The sequence below is a fragment of the Phytoactinopolyspora halotolerans genome (assembly GCF_010550675.1).
In the GTDB taxonomy this organism is placed as follows: domain Bacteria; phylum Actinomycetota; class Actinomycetes; order Jiangellales; family Jiangellaceae; genus Phytoactinopolyspora; species Phytoactinopolyspora halotolerans.
On record NZ_JAAGOA010000012.1, the window covers coordinates 90,496 to 109,466 of the forward strand.

The 18,971-nt window shown below is 68.6% G+C and carries 16 protein-coding genes; 5 read left to right on the forward strand and 11 right to left on the reverse strand.

The window, feature by feature from the left end; all coding sequences use genetic code 11:
* Positions 1 to 3 precede the first annotated feature (3 nt).
* From G1H10_RS17415 to G1H10_RS17425, 3 genes are all read right to left on the reverse strand, one after another.
* Positions 4 to 342: a P-II family nitrogen regulator gene (locus tag G1H10_RS17415; RefSeq protein WP_163740094.1), complete on the reverse strand. Its 339-nt coding sequence runs from the start codon at positions 340 to 342 to the stop codon at positions 4 to 6.
* A complete protein-coding gene (locus G1H10_RS17420) occupies positions 339 to 1,646 on the reverse strand; it encodes an ammonium transporter (RefSeq protein ID WP_163740095.1) in 1,308 nt (435 codons plus the stop codon). The genes G1H10_RS17415 and G1H10_RS17420 overlap by 4 nt, the downstream gene beginning before the upstream one ends.
* Before the next feature lie 196 nt (positions 1,647 to 1,842).
* A complete protein-coding gene (locus G1H10_RS17425) occupies positions 1,843 to 3,138 on the reverse strand; it encodes an ABC transporter ATP-binding protein (RefSeq protein ID WP_163740097.1) in 1,296 nt (431 codons plus the stop codon).
* Positions 3,139 to 3,500: 362 nt separating this feature from the next.
* Here G1H10_RS17425 and G1H10_RS17430 point away from each other — a divergent pair, with 362 nt between their 5' ends.
* On the forward strand, positions 3,501 to 4,661 hold the full coding sequence (locus tag G1H10_RS17430; RefSeq protein WP_216853378.1) for an epoxide hydrolase family protein: 1,161 nt from the start codon (positions 3,501 to 3,503) through the stop codon (positions 4,659 to 4,661).
* A 91-nt stretch (positions 4,662 to 4,752) separates the two neighbouring features.
* Here the strand turns inward: G1H10_RS17430 and G1H10_RS17435 are convergent, their stop codons facing one another.
* Positions 4,753 to 5,634 (reverse strand): cation diffusion facilitator family transporter, encoded by an 882-nt coding sequence (locus G1H10_RS17435; protein ID WP_216853379.1) that lies wholly within the window; start codon positions 5,632 to 5,634, stop codon positions 4,753 to 4,755.
* A gap of 236 nt (positions 5,635 to 5,870) precedes the next feature.
* Here G1H10_RS17435 and G1H10_RS17440 point away from each other — a divergent pair, with 236 nt between their 5' ends.
* On the forward strand, positions 5,871 to 6,236 hold the full coding sequence (locus tag G1H10_RS17440) for an ArsR/SmtB family transcription factor (protein WP_163740101.1): 366 nt from the start codon (positions 5,871 to 5,873) through the stop codon (positions 6,234 to 6,236).
* A 30-nt stretch (positions 6,237 to 6,266) separates the two neighbouring features.
* On the opposite strand, the gene G1H10_RS17445 is transcribed toward G1H10_RS17440, so the two are convergent.
* Positions 6,267 to 7,295, reverse strand: coding sequence for a LacI family DNA-binding transcriptional regulator (locus tag G1H10_RS17445; RefSeq protein WP_216853380.1), 1,029 nt, complete (start codon positions 7,293 to 7,295; stop codon positions 6,267 to 6,269).
* A gap of 292 nt (positions 7,296 to 7,587) precedes the next feature.
* Here G1H10_RS17445 and G1H10_RS17450 point away from each other — a divergent pair, with 292 nt between their 5' ends.
* On the forward strand, positions 7,588 to 8,397 hold the full coding sequence (locus G1H10_RS17450) for a ThuA domain-containing protein (RefSeq protein ID WP_163740103.1): 810 nt from the start codon (positions 7,588 to 7,590) through the stop codon (positions 8,395 to 8,397).
* Between the two features lie 238 nt (positions 8,398 to 8,635).
* The gene (locus G1H10_RS17455; RefSeq protein ID WP_163740104.1) at positions 8,636 to 9,799 is read left to right on the forward strand and encodes a Gfo/Idh/MocA family protein; all 1,164 of its coding nucleotides are present in this window, start codon (positions 8,636 to 8,638) and stop codon (positions 9,797 to 9,799) included.
* Here G1H10_RS17455 and G1H10_RS17460 read toward each other — a convergent pair.
* The 3 genes from G1H10_RS17460 to G1H10_RS17470 form a co-directional block, all read right to left on the reverse strand.
* Complete coding sequence (locus G1H10_RS17460; RefSeq protein ID WP_163740106.1) at positions 9,796 to 10,020, reverse strand: hypothetical protein; 225 nt, start codon at positions 10,018 to 10,020, stop codon at positions 9,796 to 9,798. The two genes, G1H10_RS17455 and G1H10_RS17460, sit on opposite strands and share 4 nt — an antisense overlap.
* 45 nt (positions 10,021 to 10,065) lie before the next feature.
* Positions 10,066 to 13,089, reverse strand: a complete 3,024-nt coding sequence (locus tag G1H10_RS17465; RefSeq protein WP_163740337.1) for a glycine--tRNA ligase — start codon at positions 13,087 to 13,089, stop codon at positions 10,066 to 10,068.
* A gap of 244 nt (positions 13,090 to 13,333) precedes the next feature.
* Positions 13,334 to 13,693, reverse strand: a complete 360-nt coding sequence (locus G1H10_RS17470; RefSeq protein WP_163740108.1) for a cupin domain-containing protein — start codon at positions 13,691 to 13,693, stop codon at positions 13,334 to 13,336.
* Between the two features lie 87 nt (positions 13,694 to 13,780).
* Here G1H10_RS17470 and yaaA point away from each other — a divergent pair, with 87 nt between their 5' ends.
* Positions 13,781 to 14,578 (forward strand): peroxide stress protein YaaA, encoded by a 798-nt coding sequence (yaaA, locus tag G1H10_RS17475; RefSeq protein WP_163740110.1) that lies wholly within the window; start codon positions 13,781 to 13,783, stop codon positions 14,576 to 14,578.
* A gap of 55 nt (positions 14,579 to 14,633) precedes the next feature.
* Here the strand turns inward: yaaA and G1H10_RS17480 are convergent, their stop codons facing one another.
* From G1H10_RS17480 to G1H10_RS17490, 3 genes are all read right to left on the reverse strand, one after another.
* A complete protein-coding gene (locus tag G1H10_RS17480; RefSeq protein WP_163740112.1) occupies positions 14,634 to 16,061 on the reverse strand; it encodes an MFS transporter in 1,428 nt (475 codons plus the stop codon).
* 269 nt (positions 16,062 to 16,330) lie between these two features.
* A complete protein-coding gene (locus G1H10_RS17485; protein WP_163740114.1) occupies positions 16,331 to 16,549 on the reverse strand; it encodes a YHS domain-containing protein in 219 nt (72 codons plus the stop codon).
* A gap of 67 nt (positions 16,550 to 16,616) precedes the next feature.
* Positions 16,617 to 18,944, reverse strand: coding sequence for a heavy metal translocating P-type ATPase (locus tag G1H10_RS17490; protein WP_216853394.1), 2,328 nt, complete (start codon positions 18,942 to 18,944; stop codon positions 16,617 to 16,619).
* Positions 18,945 to 18,971 lie beyond the last annotated feature (27 nt).

Sequence of the window (18,971 nt, forward strand, 5' to 3'; positions counted from 1 at the left end):
GGGTCACAGCGCGTCCGCGCCGCCTTCCCCGGTCCGTACCCGGACGACGGTGTCGACCGACGTGACCCAGACCTTGCCGTCACCGATCTTGCCCGTCTTGGCGGCGTCCACGATGACGTTGACCACACCGTCGGCGACGTCGTCGGCCACGACGATGTCGAGACGGACCTTCGGTACCAGGTCGACGGTGTACTCGGCGCCTCGGTACACCTCGGTGTGGCCCTTCTGCCGGCCGTAACCGCTGGCGTCGGTGACGGTCATACCGGCGACGCCGAAGGCCTCCAGCGCCTGCCGGACGTCTTCCAGCTTGAACGGTTTGATCACAGCGGTGATGAGCTTCACTGGTTCACGCTCCCGGGCTCCTGGGTCGTCGAGGCTGACGCGACCGCGTGCCCCCGGCTGGGGCCGGTCGCCGGCGTCAGCTCATATCCGGCTTCAAGGTGCTGCTCCAGGTCGATCCCGGTCACCTCGGTCTCTTCGCTGACCCGGAACCCGACGGTGCGCTGGATCAGCAGGCCGAGAGCGTAGGCCACGACGAACGAGAACACGATCACCACGGCTGCCGCCAGCGCCTGCTTGCCGAGCAGCTCCAGCCCGCCGCCGTAGAACAGCCCTTCCAGCTCCGGGTCACCGGTGAAGCTCTCGGTGGCCAGGAAACCGATCATCAGCGTTCCGACGATGCCGCCCACCAGGTGCACGGCGACCACGTCGAGCGAGTCGTCGTAATTCCAGCGGTACTTCAGGCTCACACACAGGGCGCAGACCGCGCCGGCCACCAAGCCGATGATGATCGCGCCGATCGGGCTGACGAACGCACAAGCCGGGGTGATGGCCACGAGGCCGGAGATGGCTCCGGAGGCGGCACCCAGCGTCGTCGAGTGGCCGTTCTTGACGACGTCGACGAGCAGCCAGCCGAGGATGGCGGCCGAGGTGGCGACCAGCGTGTTGACCCACACGGCGGACGCGATGCCGTCCGCGGCGACCGCGGATCCGGCGTTGAAGCCGAACCAGCCGAACCACAGCAGGCCCGCACCGAGCATCACGAACGGCAGGTTGTGCGGCCGCATCGGCGTCTTCGGCCAGCCGACACGCTTGCCGAGCACCAGGGCGAGCGCGAGCCCGGCGGCACCGGCGTTGATATGGACCACCGTCCCGCCGGCGAAGTCGATGGCGCCGAGCTCGGCGATCCAGCCGCCGCCCCACACCCAGTTGGCCACCGGGAAGTACGCGATGGTCGCCCAGAGGACGATGAAGATGGACCACCCGAGGAAGGTGGCGCGTTCCGCGATGGCCCCGCTGATCAGGGCGACGGTGATGATGGCGAAGACGGCCTGGAAGGCCACGAACGCGAAGTCGGGGACGTTACCGAGAACGTCGGCCGACTCGACCCCGATGCCGTCGAGACCGATCATTCCGAGGCCGCCGACGATGCCTCCGTTGCTGCCGTCGAAGGCCAGGCTGTAGCCCCATAGGACCCAGACCACCGGCACGATCGCCAGGCTGAGGAAGGACATCATGAGCATGTTGAGCACGGCCTTGGAACGGACCATGCCGCCGTAGAAGAAGGCCAGGCCGGGCGTCATGAGCAGGACGAGAGCCGCACTTGTGAGTACCCAGGCGGTATCGCCCGCGCTGAGATCGGGCATCGATGACTCCTAGTCCGAACGGAGCGTCGGCGCCGGTTCCGCGGGCGTCTGTTGACCGCATACCAGGGCCGACCAGGTCGCAAGCGATCCTGGTCAGTCAACTTTGCGGCAGAGTTTCACTACGTAAGAAGGAGATGAAATCGCTCCAGTAATGTTTCGGCCCGGTGAACTCCCCCTGCGCATGTGCGGTGCACCGTTAGCGCCATCCGACGTCGATCCGCGGGCCACGCGGGTTGAAGAAGTGCAGCGACTCCATGTCCACCGCCACGGACAGCGGCGTGCCGTTCCGCAGTTGCGGATACGGGGTCAGCCGTACGGCCAGCTCGGCCGACCGACGGTGATGCCGGCCCGGCACGGGCTTGAGATCGTTGAGGGTGTCGTACATCTCCTCGTCCGCGGGGGACGTCCCGTCGACGATCCGGGACACTGTCCGGCGCAACGAGTTCCACATCCCCTTCTTCGGCACCCTCGCCACGTCGGCGGACCGGTTGTCGTCCACGGCGGCCGCGGTCGCGCCCACGTCGATGAACGCGAGCGTCTCGTGGCCGTGATGCTCCATGGTGCGGACATGTCCGGCGAGCACATTGCCGGGTGCTCCGGGAGCCACCGGCGTGAGTGCCTCCGCCCGCAGGCCGACGACGATCTGCTCGCCGCGATACCGGGACAGGATCCGGCGACGCGGATCGTGCCACGGGAGTTGTAGCCTCTGGTCTCCGAGCACAAGGTTGAGGTGGCTGTCCTCCCATACCTCGACCTTCGCCTCCATCAGGCCCATCCGCGGGCTGCCGAGGAACGCGGCGACGTACATGGTCCCGGGCCGGTTGTACACGGCGTCGGGCGTGCCGACATCCTGCAACTCTCCCTTGCGCAGGATCGCGACCTTGTCCGCCATGGTCAGGGCCTCGGTCTGATCGTGCGTGACGTAGATGACCGTCACCCCGAGCTGCTGCGCCAAGCCGGAGATCTCCGTGCGCAGCTCGGCACGCTGCCCGGCGTCGATATTGGACAGCGGCTCGTCCATGAGGAAGAGCGCAGGCTCACGGACGATCGCTCGCCCCATCGCCACCCGTTGCCGCTGACCGCCCGACAGCCGCGCGATCCGCCGGGTGAGCAGGTCCGGGATTCCGAGGGCGGACGCCGCATCGACCGTGCGTCGCTGGCGTTCATCAAGATCCACGCCGGCCTGTTTCAACGGGAATCCGATGTTGTCATTGACGTTCATATGCGGATATAGCGCATAATCCTGAAACACCATGGCCACGCCCCGCTCGCGTGGGGGAAGATCGTCCGCGGGTTCGCCGTCCATGAGCACGCTTCCGGCGGTCGGTTCCTCTAATCCGGCGATGATCCGGAGCAGAGTCGATTTGCCGCATCCCGACGGGCCGAGCAGGACCATGAATTCGCCGTCAGCCACATCCAGGCTGACCTTGTCCAGGGCGACGGTTCCACCCGGGAACACCTTTGTGACATCTTTCAGCGCCACGCTGCTCAACGCGTCACCTCCTTGGGGTCGCGATGCCCTAAGGGAGCACACGACCATAAAAGGGGCAAAACCGCAACGTTGGTACCGAGCTATGGACGCCAATCGCGCCCGCACGAGGCGGAGATTTTCGTTCTTCCGCGCACTGAAGCGTTGATCAAACCGGACCGGGTTTGGATTCCGCCATCAAGGCACCGACGAGTTCGCCACGGCTCGAAACACCGACTTTCTCGAAGATCGCTTTTGATGTGATCTCGGATCGTGTGAGCAGAAGATGAGGGATCGTCCGCGAACCCGGCGACGTGACGAGCAGGGCACGGTCTGTGAAGCCGTCATGCCCACCGTCGCTGGGCGTGACGATCTACGGTTGAGGAATGCCCGAGACCATGGAGCCATATCGGATCGAGATCTCCGACGAGGATCTGCGGGACCTGCACGAGCGCCTGCACCGGACCCGCTGGCCGGAGCGGGAGACCGTCGACGACTGGTCTCAGGGCGTGCCGCTGGCGTACCTGCAGGAGCTCTGCGGCTACTGGGCCGGCGGGTACGACTGGCGCGCAACCGAGCGCCGGCTGAACGCGCTGCCCCAGTTCCGCACCGAGATCGACGGGGTCGGTATCCACGTCGTGCACGTCCGTTCGCCACATTCCCATGCGCTCCCGCTGCTGCTCACCAATGGCTGGCCGGGCTCGATCGTGGAGTACCTTAAGGTGATCGGGCCGCTGACCGATCCGGCTGCACATGGCGGCGACGCGGCGGATGCCTTCCACGTGGTCTGTCCGACGCTGCCGGGCTACGGGTTCAGCGACAAGCCGGCGGGGCCGGGGTGGGGCGTCGACCGGATCGCCGGCGCCTGGGCCGAGCTGATGTCCCGCCTTGGTTACGACCGCTACGCGGCCGCCGGCAGCGATTGGGGGACCAGCGTCACGACCCGGTTGGGCCTGCGGGCGCCGGAGTCCGTCGTCGGGATCCATCTCATGCCGCCCCTCGCCCCGCCCGACCCGGCGACGTTCGGTAACCTCACCGACTCCGAGCGGGCTGCGCTCGAATCGCTGCGGGAAGCCGACGAGTGGGGATCCGGATACTCCATGCAGCAGTCGACCCGTCCGCAGACCGTGGGTTACGGCCTGGTGGACTCCCCCGTCGCCCTCTGCGCGTGGATCGTGGAGAAGTTCTGGGCATGGACCGACTGGGACACTCATCTGGACGAGATCGTCACGCGTGACGAGTTGCTCGCCAACGTGACGCTGTACTGGCTGAGCCGTACCGGCGCGTCGTCAGCACGGCTGTACTGGGAGAGCATCCGGCAGGTCAACGAGTGGATCGCCGGTTCGGCCGGAGAACCCGTCACCGTTCCGACCGGCTGCACGATCTTCCCGAAGGAGCTGCAACGCCCGTCCCGCCGCTGGGCGGAGAAGAGGTTCCCGAACATCCTTCACTGGGGTGAGACTGCCCGTGGCGGCCACTTCGCCGCGCTCGAGCAGCCCGAACTCTTTGTGGACGAGCTCCGGTCCTTCTTCCGCCTGGTGCGCTGATTTCACGCGCATGGTGCGCTCAATCCACGCTGATCCGGCCGGGAACACGCTTGCCAACGGGGCCTCAGCGCACCATGCCGACGCCCGCGTCTCAATTGGGGTGGACGTGGACGACAACGTGGTCGAGGTGGCGGACGCCGTGGCGTAGCTCCTCGTTCACCCGCCGCGCGATCAGATGGCCGTCGGCGACCGTGGCGGCCGCGTCGACCGTGATGGTGATGTCGCCCTCGAGCCGATGCCCAGCCCACCTGGCGCGCACCCGGCCGACGTCGCGCACTCCGTCGACACCACCTGCGACGGACTCGATGCGCTCCACGGTCCCGTCGTCGACGCCGTCCATCAACCGGCGGAAGATCGTCCGGCAGGAGTTGACGAGGATCCACACGACCGCCACCGCGACCAGCAACCCGGCCGCCGCGTCGGCCCGCGGGAATCCCAGCCAGACGCCGATGACGGCTGCGACGACCACCAGCGACGTCAGCCCGTCGGCACGCGCGTGGTTCCCCTCGGCGATCAGCGCCGCCGAGCCGATGCGCCTGCCCACCCGGATCCGGTAGATAGCCACAAGCTCGTTGCCGGCCGCGCCGATCAGACCTGCCGCGAACACCCACCCGAGGTTGGTCAGCTGGCGCGGTTCGATCAGTGCGGTCACCGCCTCGACGATGATCCACACCGCGGATGCGGCGACGACGACGGCGATCAGCACGCCGGCGACGTCCTCCGCCCGGCGGAAACCGTAGGGGTAGCGCCGCGTGGGTGGGCGCCTGCCGAGCCGGAACGCGATCAGCAGCGGGATGGTGGTGACCGCATGGCCGAGGTTGTGAATGGTGTCCGCGAACAGGCTGATCGATCCGCTGATCGCAACGATCGCCAACTGCAGCCCCGCGGTGGCCATCATGCCGGCAAGGCCGATCCACGCCGCCCTGATTCCCGCCTCACGCGCCTCTTCAGCGGTCTCGATCGAGTCGGTCACGTCATGCGCGTGCGGCTTCAAGGCGTGAACGAGCTTCGCCCACCGCCCCGCATGCGGGTGGTCATGCCCATGTCCATGCCCGTGTCCATGCCCGTGTCCGTGGCCGTGTTGGTGTCCGTGGCCGTGTCCGCGTTCAGACCGGTCGTCGCGGGACCTCGCGTCGTTCTTCATGACTTCAATATATACGTATCTGCGTGTCTACGAAGATACGTACCTGGACATAGTAGGCTGGAGGCATGCACCAGAGCATCGCGGACTTTCAGATGCCGACGGCCGACCAGGTCGACGGCGCGGCCCGCGCGCTACGGATGCTCGCGGACCCCACGCGCATCAAGATCATGTGGGCGCTACTGCAGGGCGAATCGTCCGTGAACTGTCTCGCCGAGTTGGTCGAGTCGGCGCCGAGCACGGTCAGTCAACATCTCGCCAAGCTCCGGCTCGCCGGGTTGGTGGAGAGCCGCCGGGACGGCACGTTCATCTACTACCACGCGGCCGACACGCACGTCCGCCAGCTTCTCGAGCAGGCGCTCTTCCACGCCGATCACGCCAAGGGCGAGCACCCGCAGGAGCACGACCCGCACCACGTCCACACCCTCGGCTGAGCACCTGCGAGGCCTGGCTGCGGCTGCCGACTACCGGCCCGGCGCGGGCGCGGTCGACTCACCTGGCTCCAGCACGCAGGGCAGCAGCCGCGGCTCAGGCATCGGCTCGCCCTCCAGCTGCCCGATCAGCAGGTCGACTCCCAGGGTGCCCAGCTCCTCCCCTGGTGAACGCATGATGCTGAGCACGGGATCGGCCATCGCACCCATATCGCGTGTGGTCACGATCGACAGCAGCGACATGTCGTCCGGGACGCGCACACCGGATCGGATCGCCCCCGAGAGCACACCCGACGCGGCGTGTTCGTTCATGATCATGATCGCCGTCGTGCCTGGGTGCCGGGCCAGAATCTCCCGGGCAGTCTCGCGCCCGGCCGCGGCGTGCTGTTCGCACTCCACCATCAGCGCCTCGAGGCCCCGCTCGGCACAGCCCCGCTCGAACGCCCGCTCAGCCCGCACCTTTGGGCCGTAGAGCCGGAACGTCGCACGGGGTTCGCCCTCGGTGACGAACGCGACCTCGCGATGGCCCAGCTGGTGCAGGTACGTCAGCGCGTCCTCGACCGTGACATCGAAGTCGATGTCGACATGCGGCAATCCCGCGGGGTTCTCCGTGCGGCCGATCATGGCGAACGGCAGCCGACTCGCCACCAGCGCGTCCACGCGGGCGTCCCGGAGCAACACCTCCATCAGCACCACGCCGTCCACCAGGCCCTGCCCGACCAGGTCGCTCAACTCCGCCGCATCGTTGCCCACCGGCCACACCACCAGGTGGTACCCGCGCTCCGCCGCTCGCCTGGCGGCGCTGGTCACAAAGCCCATGCCTGCGGCACCCAACCGGTGCTCCAAGGCGGGGTACGCCATCGCCAGGATGCGGGTCCGCCTGCTGGCGAGCGCCCGTGCGACGACGTTGCGCTGGAACCCGAGCTCGGCCATCGCCGCCTCGATCCGCTCGCGCGTCGCCGCGGAAACCGGCTTGGTGTTGTTCACCACGAACGAAACGGTCGCGATCGACACCCCGGCGCGCTCGGCCACATCCCGCATCGTCGCCATCGCTCGACTCACGATCCCTTCATCCAGCCGTCACGCTGGGCCCCGCCGTCGCCGAACGGCCGATACCCACTTAAAGAAGCATGCATTGAGGTCGTGATCATAACCACGTTGTCGTTCGCTTCCGGCGCTCAACCTGCGTCTCCTCCGGACACGTCAGTGTGTGCACGTAGGCTAGCGGTTAAGCGGTTTGCTACCCACCCTTGACATCGTCCGATGTGGCAGCCAAGAATCGCAACCGTTGGTTAAACGCTTTGACACATTGCCCTTCCCGGATCGCACCGCACCAGAAAGAAACGGATCACCGATGACACACGCGACGCAGCCACACCTGATCGGGGCCGACACCATCCGAGTCGTCGTCTGGGGCGAGAACCGGCACGAGCAGCTCGAGCCGGAGGTCGCCGAGATCTACCCGCAGGGCATGCACACCACCATCAAGGAGGGCATCGAGGAGAACCTGAAGGATCACGCCTCAGTCACCACGGTCACCCTCGACGATCCCGAGCACGGGCTCACCGAGGAACTGCTGGGCAACACCGACGTGCTCGTGTGGTGGGGACACGCCGCGCACGAGGAGGTCACGGACCACGTGGTCGAGCGGGTGCACCAGCACGTTCTGTCCGGCATGGGCCTGGTGGTCCTCCACTCCGGCCACTGGTCGAAGATCTTCCGCAAACTGATGGGCACCAGCTGCACTCTGCGTTGGCGCAGCGAGAACGACCGCGAGCTGATCTGGACCGTGAACCCGACACACCCGATCGCGCAAGGCGTGCCGCACCCGATGATCGTCGAGGCACAGGAGATGTACGGTGAGCACTTCGACATCCCCACGCCGGACGAACTCATCTTCATCAGCTCCTTCAGCGGCGGCGAGGTGTTCCGCAGCGGGTGCACGTTCCGGCGCGGCCACGGCAAGATCTTCTACTTCTCCCCCGGCGATCAGGAGTATCCCGTCTATCACCACAGCGACATCCGGCGCGTCATCGCCAACGGGGTGCAGTGGGCCCGGTCGGATCTGCCCACGCGGGCGGCTCCCACCCTGCTCCGGTACGAGACCGGCGAGTTCTTCAACGGTCACGACTACGACGGGCCGCTGAAGACCTCCGGGCAATGACCCTGCCGGGGCACTGCCCATGGCGCCGCCGAAACTCGACGGCCGGTGAAACGTTGAGTTCTGTGGCGTGGACAGGTCACAATGTCGAGCACGACGACGTCCCATACGTCTTTCCCGTGCATTGTCCGTCCAGGGCTCGGCCGTTCGCGCTGAGAAGCGGCCGCACCATGTCGTCTGATCGCGCCGGAACCGGCGTCCTGACCTGCCTCAACCCGTTTCGAGCACGAGAGGGCCGCACATGACCGTTACACCGCTGCATCGGCCGGTACGACTGATCCAGGTGGGCGCCGGCGCGATGGGGCAGGCCTGGCTGCGGACCGTGCTCGCCTCCGACGACGCCCAGCTGGTGGGCCTGGTCGACCTCGACCAGGACGCGGCCCGGCGAGGCGCCGAGGCGGCCGGCCTACCGGATCTGCCGATCGGCACATCGGTCACGCAGCTCGCCCGCGAGGTCGACGCCGACGCGGTGCTCAACGTCACCGTTCCGGTGGCGCACCACCCGGTGAGCCTGGAGGCGATGTTCGCCGGTTTCCCGGTGCTGTGCGAGAAGCCGGTGGCGCCCACCGTGGCCCAGGCGCTGTCGATGGTGGCCGCGTCAGAGGTCACCGGCCAGCTGCTGATGATCAGCCAGTCCCGCCGCTACTTCCGCTCGCTCCGCCGATTCCGGCGGCTGGTGCGGGAACTGGGTGAGATCGGCACGATCGGCTGCGAGTTCTTCAAGGCCCCGCATTTCGGCGGGTTCCGCGAGCAGATGGACCATCCACTGCTGGTGGACATGGCCATTCACCACTTCGACGCCGCCCGCTACCTGATCGGCGCCGAGCCCGTCTCCGTGTACTGCGACGCCTACAACCCGGGCTGGAGCTGGTACGCCGGCGACGCGGCGGCGGTGGCGACATTCGAGTTCACCGACGGAGCCCGGTTCGTCTACAACGGCAGCTGGTGTGCGCCCGGAGCGGAGACGTCGTGGAACGGGCGCTGGCGAGTCAGCTCGGAACGCGGGACGGCGATGTGGGACGGCGACCATGACCCCACCACTGACGTGCCAGACAACGGCGACGCCATTGGAGATGTCGACGTCGCCGCGCAGCCCGACGCCGCGCAGGCCGACGACGACATGCAGCGTGACAACGAGCCGGAGGAGATCGCTGGATCGCTGGCCGAGTTCATCCACGTCCTGCGAACCGGGGCCACGCCCTCCGGCGAGGTACACGGAAACGTGCTCAGCCTCAGCATGGTGGAGGCAGCCGTCCAGTCCGCCTCCACCCGGCAACGCATCGCGCTCTCCGACGTGCTCGCTGCCTCTCACACCGAGGCCATCCAGGCGGAGCAGCGTGACGACGTCCGGGCCACCCTGGAGAAATGGAAGGACGTCCGGGAGACCGTGGGCCTCGTCTTCTAACGCTCCTGGCCGCGCTCGGGGCGGACCTTGGCTGCCCGCCGCCGGAGATTCGCTCTCTCGAGCGCGTAGTAGATCGCGTCATACACCGCGATCCCGATGCTGAACAGGCCCAGGATGCCGGCGATCACCGCGACCGGCGCAACACTCAGCACGATGCCGATGACCGATACCGCGATGAGCCCTAGGCCGACCCAGGAGCTCCACCGGCCGACGCTGCTCAATTCCGACCCCCTGCTCTGGCCTTTGCTGGATCCGCGTTTCGCCGCTTACTGGCCTAGCGCCGTATCCAGCGCAGCCCAGTCGATGGTCTGCGGGCTGCGCGCCAGGATCGTCGCCAGCAGACCCAGCCGGGCCGCGCGCACCTCTGGGTCCTCGGCCATGACGAGGATCTCGTCGAAGAACGCGTTCACCGGATCGACGATCATCGCGCCCGCATCGGCGAACGCACTCACCGAACCCTTCGACCAGTCGCCCAGGGCGTGCACCGCCTCGGCCAGCCGCGTCTCGGCCGGCTCGGACAGGCGGGCCGGGTCGAACTCCGCGGCGGTGCCGTCCGGGACGATCCTCGCGATCCGCTGCAATGCGGTCACCAGCTCGCGGAACTTGCCGTCGTCGGCCCGCTCGCGCAGCACTCGCAGCTCGTCCGCGGCCCGGCCCGGCGCGGAGGCCCCAGGCAGCACTGCCTCGACGAAGTCCACCGGCACGCCTTCATCCCGCAACTGCTGGGAGAACCGGGCCACGATGAACTCGCGGGCCGAGGCCACGGCGTCGTCGGAGACCTCGACACCCTGCGCGCGCAGCCGCTCGGCCGCCACCGACAACCCGCGTTCGACGGTCACCACCGCCAGTTCCGGTCGGTCCCGCAGGATCCGGACGATACCGAGCGACGCCCGTCGCAGACCGAACGGGTCCGAGCTGCCGGTCGGCTTCGCGCCGAGCGCGAACATGGCGGTGACCAGATCGAACCGGTCGGCCAGCGCGAGCAGCGCGCCAGGCAGCGTCTGCGGCAGCGCATCAGCGGTGTGGCGGGGCAGCTCCATCTCGAACAGCGCCTGCGCCACACCTTCGCTCTCCCCGGCCCGCCGTGCGTACTCGCGTGCCATCACCCCGGCCAGGCTGGACAGCTCGACCACCATCTGGGAGGCCAGGTCGAACTTCGCCAGTGCCGCGGCCCGGGTCAGCGTCGTCGCGTCGTCGTCGCTCACCGCTCCGTCGCCGCTGAGCGCGACGTCACCGCTGAGCACCGTGGCGACCGCGCCGATCCGGTCCGCCCGCTCGGCCATCGAGCCGATCCGCTCTTCGAAGGTCAGCTGGGTCAGCCGGGACCGGAACGTCTCCGGTGCCACCTGCAGGTCGGCGCGCCAGAAGAAGGCCGCGTCCTCGTAGCGGGCACGCAGCACCCCCTCGTTGCCGGCCCGGACCACGGCCGCATCGCATGCGCCGTTGGCCACCGCGACGAAGTTCGGCACCAGCGCCCCCGTGCTGCCCCGCACCGGAAGGTACCGCTGGTGCTTGCGCATCACAGTGGTGAGGATCTGCTCCGGCAGCTCCAGGTACTTCGGGTCGAAATTGCCTAGGAGCGAGTTGGGCTGTTCCACCAGGTTGGTGATCTCGTCGATCAGGCCGGCCTCGCCCTCGATGTCGACCTCACCGCCGACGCGTTCGGCCAGCGCCCGGGCGTCGTCGACGATCTCGGTGCGCCGCTGGACGGCGTCGGCGATGATGCCGTGCCCGGCCAGGAAGTCCAGGTAGCCGGCGGCCGACGGCACGTTCACCACCGGCTCGTCCGCGGTCCGATGCACCCGGGTGGTGCGACCGCTGGTCAGGCCGGACACGCGCACCGGCACCACGGCTTCACCGAGCAGCGCGGTCAGCCAGCGGATCGGCCGGGTGAACGACAGGGACGGGTCGCTCCAGCGCATGTTCTTGTCCGAACGCAGCCCGGAGACCACCTCGGACAACAGCGTCGACAGCACGTCCGGCGCCGTTCGCCCGGTGTCGGTGACCGTCACCACCACGTGTTCGTTCCCACCGAACTCCGCCGTGGACACCTGGTCGATCTCCACGCCCTGGCCTCGGGCGAATCCCTGCAGCGCCTTGGTGGGCCGGCCCTCGTCGTCATAGGCGGCGCTCACCCGCGGGCCTTTGACGGTGCGACGGGCGTCCGGTTCGCGCGGCTCGACGTCCGCGACGGTGACGACGATCCGGCGCGGCGTGCCGTAGACGGCGATCTCACCGTGGTCCAGCCGGGTGGCGGCGAGCTTCTCGGTGACCGACGCACGGACCGCCTCGACCGTCTTGGTCACCTCGGCCGGCGGCATCTCCTCGGTCCCGATCTCGAACAGCAGCGGCGCGGACCCTTCGGGCGCCGGCGGCGGCGCGTCGGACACTTCGGGCAGCAGCAGCGGCTCCGCGGGCGCCGACGGCGCACCCGTGCCGAGCGGGTGTCCCAACTCCTCGCGTCGCGCCATCCACAGCGCCGCGACCTCGCGGGCCAGGCCGCGCATCTTGGCGAACGCCTGCGCGCGCTCGGTGGTACTGATGGCGCCACGTGCGTCCAGCACGTTGAACACGTGCGAGCACTTCAGCACGTAGGTATGCGCGGGCACCGGCAGCCGCAACTCGATCAGCCGCTGCGCCTCGGTCGCGTAGGTGTCGAACAGCGCACGGTTGGCGTCGACGTCGGCGTCGTCCAGGTAGTACCGGGACATCTCGTATTCGGACTGGCCGAAGACCTCGCCGTAGGAGACGCCCGGCGCGTAGGCGATGTCCTTGAAGTGGGTGACGCCCTGCAACGCCATCAGGATGCGCTCGATGCCGTAGGTGATCTCCACCGAGACCGGGTCCAGGCTGATCCCGCCGGCCTGCTGGAAATAGGTGAACTGGGTGATCTCCAGACCGTCCAGCCAGACCTCCCAGCCCAGCCCCCACGCGCCCAGCGCGGGCGATGCCCAGTTGTCCTCGACGAACCGGATATCGTGTGCGTGCACGTCGATACCCAGCGCCTCCAGGCTGGACAGGTAGATCTCCTGCGGGTTACCCGGGTCGGGTTTGAGGATGACCTGGAACTGCGTGTGCGTCTGCAGCCGGTTCGGGTTCTCCCCGTACCGGGCGTCGTCCGGACGGACACTCGGCTCGACGTAAGCGACCCTCCAGGGCTCAGGCCCCAGGACACGGAGAATCGTGGCCGGGTTCATCGTCCCGGCGCCGACTTCGGTGTTGAACGGCTGCGCGATCATGCAGCCCCGGTCGGTCCAGTATTTCGTCAGCGCCAGCAGCGCGTCCTGCATCGTCACCACAGCGGCTTAGCCTATTGCCGATCGCCACCTCAACACGAATCGAATAGACAGATCGGTCGGCGCCCGTCCGCAATCCGGACGTAACACCGGCGCGTCGGCCGTGCGGCCAGTGCCACGGCGGGCGCACATCGGGTGCCGCGGCAGCCGTCGTGGCGGGTAGTTGCGTTCTTGCCCGTTCTGGGCGGCCGGAGCGCAACTCTGGGCCACGACCCTTCGGCGCCGCGAGCAGACCGCCCTATGTGTCGTCCTTTCGATGCGCCAGGTCCGGGCCGAACGCGGGGACACAGACGGCCACGTATTCCGCGCCCTCCGGCCCGGCCGAGTAGCGCACCGTCGTCCCGGCCGGGGTCAGGATCGCCTCGCCGGCGGACACCTCGGTCGTGGCGTCGCCGTGCTCGACGATGACGCGGCCGGCCAGCACCAGCGTGACCTCGTCGAACTCCGGCGTCTGGGGCGGCTCGTCCCACCCGGCGGGCGCCTTCATCCGCGCCACCGAAACGCCGTCGGTGCCTGTGGCGACCCGGCCGACGAACTCCTCGATGATCTTGCCGCCCGGAACGGGTATCCGCTGCGGTTCCGTGATGTGTGTGACCATGCGGCGATGGTACGTGTCCAAGCCCGGACCTCGGGCCCGACCACCCACGTCACGCGGGATCGGTCGGGGTTACGTAAGGTGCCACACGTGCTGATCCTGCTGCCGCCGTCCGAAGGGAAGACCGCACCGCCCCGGGGTGCACCGGCGAATCCGGCCAAGCTCTCTTTCCCGGAGCTCACCGACACCCGCCAGAGCATCCTCTCCGCGCTGGTGCGGCTCTGCCGGGACGACCCGGGCTCCGCGGCGACCGTTCTCGGCCTCGGCCCCACACAGGCCGACGAAGTCGTACGCAACGCCGGGCTGATCGACGCACCCGCCGCGCCGGCGCGCAACGTGTACACCGGCGTCCTGTACGACGCGTTGGGGTTGCGCACCCTGGAGGGCGCTGCAGCCCGACGCGCCACCCGCAGCATCGCCATCACCAGCGGGCTCTGGGGACTGCTCCGGCCGACCGACCGCATACCCGCGTACCGGCTGGGTGGCGGGGTCTCCCTCCCAGGCGTGGGATCCCTGGCGGCGCATTGGCAGACGACGCTCGGTGACGTCGTACCGGCGATCGCCGGTCGTCGGGGCGCCATCATCGACCTGCGGTCCACGACGTACGAGGCGTTCTGGCGGCCGGACGCGGCCCTCGCACCGCGCACCGCCAAGGTGCGTGTCCTGCACGAGCAGAACGGAACACGCAGTGTGGTCAGCCACCACAGCAAGGCGACCAAGGGACATGTCGTGCGCGACCTGCTCTGCTCGGCGGCCGCGCCCGGCACACCCGCGGAACTCGCCGATGTGCTGAACGAACTCGGTTGGAAAGCGGAGCTCCGGGAGCCGGAGCGGGCGGCGCGTCCATGGGGCATCGACGTGGTGGTGACGCACGTCCCCACCCGATGACGACGACGCCCCGGTACGCGAACCGCCCGCTCACGGCGATGGAACACGGCGCCGTCTAGCGCGCCCCCGCCGACAACGAGCCCCGTCGCCAGGTCAGCACCGCTAGACCCGCCCCTGCCACGGCCGTGGCCGCCGCACCGAGGAACGCCGCCGAGAAACCGTCGGTCAGCGCCACCAGATCACCGATCCTGCCGGCACCCTGGGACGTCGCGATCGCCGTCATGATGGCCAAGCCCAGGGCCGACCCGACCTGGTAGTTGGTGTTGACGATGCCCGACGCCAGGCCACCTTCCTCCGGCCGGGCGCTGGACACCGCGGTCATCAACGACGGTATGAACGCCAGCGACATCCCTGCGGCAGCCACCAGCGAGGCGGGCAGCACGTCGGCCCAGAAAGTGCCGGTGGAGCGGATCTGGGCCAGCCAGAGCATGCCGGCGGCAAGAAGGATCAGACCGGTGACGGCCACCACCTTCGGCCCATAGCGGGCGATGAGCCTCGGCGCCACCGCGATCATTCCGACCATGATCAGCAGCGTCATGGGCAGCAGTGCGGAGCCGCTGGCGAACGGCCCGAGGTCCAGCACCTGCTGCAGGTAGAGGTTGAGAAAGAACCACATCGGGATCCACGCCGCGCCGAGCAGCAGTTGCACGCCGTTCGCCGCGGCCAGGTTCGGGGCCCGGAAGATACTCAGCCTCATCAGGGGTTCGCGCCGGCTGGCTTGGAGCACGACGAACAAGGTCAGCAGGACGGCGGCGGCCGCGAACGCGACCAGGGTCGACGTGGCTCCCCACCCCACTTCTGGTGCCTCGACGATGGCGTACACGGCGGAAGCCAATCCGGCCGTGGCGACGAGCGCCCCGAGCAGATCGACCGAGCCTCGCTGCGCGTTCGACGCCGGCATCAACGGCCGTACGGCGAGCAGCGCGGCGATCGCGATCGGGATGTTGATGTAGAACACCCAGGGCCAGCTGATGAACTCGGTGATCGCTCCGCCGAGGAAGACCCCGGCGGTGCCACCTGCGGGTGCCGCCGCCGCGTAGAGTGCCATGGCCCTGGTGAGTTCCTTCGGCTCGGAGCCGAAGAGCATCATGAGCAAGGTCAGTGCCGACGGCGCGATCAGCGCAGCGCCCACACCCTGGACGGCGCGGCCGGAGATCTCCGTGGCGACGTTCTCCGCCAGCCCGGCCAGCAACGAGCCTGCGCCCAGCACGGCCCACCCGGTGGCGAACACGCGCCGGGCGCCGAGCAGGTCGGCCAGCTTCCCGCCGAGAAGCAGCAGTCCGCCGAACGCCACGACGTAGGCGTTGAACACCCACGACAGGTTCTCCTGGGTGAATCCGAGGTCATCTTGCATCCGCGGGAGCGCGACGCCGATGATCGACGTGTCCATGATCACGACAAACTGTGCCATCGCGATCACGGCGAGGGCCCAGCCCTTCCTCGATGTACGTGCGGTCCCCCGCACGCTGTTCTGCACGGCCATGTTCTTACTCCTTACGGGTAGGGGGTATATGCGAGCCGCAACTGCTCCCCTGGTTCTGATATTTCCGGGTTGCCGCTTCGAGTGTGCGGCGAGAATCACATGACGATCGCCCGCACCGATACCGGATGAACCACCCGGCCGCAGGGTAAGGCCGGGGTCAACTCCGAGAGCGGCGCGGCCGATCGGATGTCCGCCGGGCCCGAGGCCACCCGACGGACCACACGCACGAGCGCGTGGACGCGTCGTGTGATGAGCGGACGAATCAGCGCCTATGCGGCGGCGTATCGCTCAGGGTCGGCGTCCCACAACGGGCCGCAGGAATCGCAGCAGAAGTAGTACCGCCGGCCGTTGTAATCCCGGTACAGGCCGTCTTCCTCCGCCTCGGCCTTCACCACCGTGCTGCCCGGCATCACCGGGCATTCGGCGAGCTCACTCTCGTCGTGCTGGTCATGGACAGAGTCGTGGCCATGTCCGTGGCAGTGTGCCATGACGTGTATCTCCTCTCTGGTGATCCGGCAGCCGGATGCGGCCACCGGGTGATTTCCGGCTGTCGGGTCAGACCGTCGAGTCTGCGTTCGACGACCTGAACCGCTGCAGCCGTAGGCTGTTACCGACGACGCTGACGCTGGAGAACGCCATCGCCGCACCGGCGAGCATCGGGTTCAGCAGCCCGGCTGCCGCGATCGGAATCGCCAACGTGTTGTAGCCGAACGCCCAGACCAGGTTGGTCTTGATCGTCGACAGGGTCCGGCGGGACAGCCTGATCGCGTCCGCCGCGGCCCGCAGGTCCCCGCGGACCAGGGTCAGGTCGCTGGCTTCGATGGCCACGTCGGTCCCGGTGCCCATCGCCAGGCCGAGGTCGGCCTGGGCGAGCGCCGCGGCGTCGTTCACGCCGTCGCCCACCATGGCGACCACCCGGCCCTCTTCCTGCAATCGGCGGACGACCTCCACCTTGTCCTTCGGCAGGACCTCGGCGATGACCGAGCCGTTCCCGCCGTCGGCGTCGATACCGACCTCGGCGGCGACCGAGCGGGCCACCGTCTCGTTGTCCCCGGTCAGCAAGATCGGCCGCAAGCCGAGTTCACGGAGCTGCCGGATCGCGTCCTTGCTGGTCGGCTTGATGGCGTCGGCGACCACCAGCACCGCGCGAGCCACGCCGTCCCAGCCGACCGCGACGGCGGTCTTGCCCGCGCGCTCGGCCGCCAGTTTGGCCTCCTTCAGCTCCGGGCCGAGGTACTGCGCCCAATCGGCCAGCAGGCTCTCCCGGCCGGCCACGACGGCATGCCCGTCGACGATGCCCTGCACGCCCATGCCCTCGACGTTCTCGAACGACTCCACGGCCGGCAGATCGCCCACCATCTCGCCGGCACCACGCGCGATCGCCCGCGCGATCGGGTGTTCGGAGGCACCTTCCAGCGCACCCGCCAGCCGGAGCGTCTGCTCCTTCGTCTCGCCCTCGCCGACGACGACGTCGACGAGCGTCATCTGCCCGGTGGTGACGGTGCCGGTCTTGTCCAGCACGACCGTGTCGACCTTCCGGGTGGACTCCAGCGTCTCGGGGCCTTTGATCAGCACGCCCACCTGCGCTCCGCGGCCGGTGCCCACCATAAGTGCCAGCGGCGTCGCCAGGCCCAACGCGCACGGGCACGCGATGATCAGGACCGCGACCGCGGCGGTGAAGGCGGCCGCCGGCGGGTCGCCGGTGCCGAGCCAGAATCCGAGCGAGACCACGGCGATCCCGATCGCGATCGGCACGAACACCCCGGCGATCCGGTCGGCCAGGCGCTGGACCGCGGCCTTGCCGGTCTGCGCCTCCTCCACCAGCTTGGCCATCTGTGCGAGCTGGGTGTCGCCGCCGACCCGGGTCGCCCGCACGACCAGCCGTCCGCCCGCGTTGACGGTCGCGCCGACGACGCGGTCCCCAGGCCCGACCTCGACCGGCACCGACTCGCCGGTGAGCATGCTCTCGTCGACCGCGGACGACCCCTCAACGACGACGCCGTCCGTGGCGACCTTCTCGCCGGGCCGGACGATGAAGACGTCGTCGACCGCCAGCTCTGTCGCCGGGACCCGCACCTCTCGACCGTCGCGCAGCAGCGAGACCTCCTTGGCGCCGAGCTCCAGCAGGGCACGCAGGGCCGCGCCGGCCCGGCGCTTGGACTTCGCCTCGAAGTAGCGTCCCAGCAGGATGAACGTGATGACGCCGGTGGCGACCTCGAGATAGATGTTCGACGTCCCGTCCACGCGGGCGATGGTCAACTCGAACGGGTGCGTCATCCCAGGCTCGCCCGCGGACCCGAAGAACAGCGCGTACAACGACCACAGCATGGCCGCGCTCGTCCCCATCGAGATCAAGGTGTCCATCGTGGCCGAGCCGTGCTTCAGGTTCGCCCAGGCCGCGCGGTGGAACGGCAGGCCGGCCCAGACCACCACCGGCGCGGCCAGCGTGAGACTGAGCCACTGCCAGTAGTCGAACTGCCACGCCGACACCATCGCCAGCACCACCACGGGCGTGGAGAGGATCGCGCTGATGAGAACCCGGGATCGCAGCGAACGCAGTTCGCGGGTGTGATCGTCTTCGGGCTCCCCGGCGCCCGGCTCCCCGGCCGGTCTCCCGTCTGCTGTCTCCGGCTCCGGAGGGAGGCTGGCCTGGTATCCGACCTGCTCCACAACTGCGATCAGGTCCTCCGGTGTGAGGTCACCGGCGTACTCGACCTTCGCCTTCTCGGTGGCGAAGTTCACCGACGCGGTGACGCCGTCGACCTTATTCAGCTTCTTCTCGATCCTCGCCGCGCAGGAGGCGCAGGTCATGCCGCCGATCGACAGTTCGACGCGGGCGGCCGGCTCGGCCGCGACGGTCGCCCCGACCGCTTCGTTCTCCATGCTTGTCGTCATCGCTGTCTCCCGTAG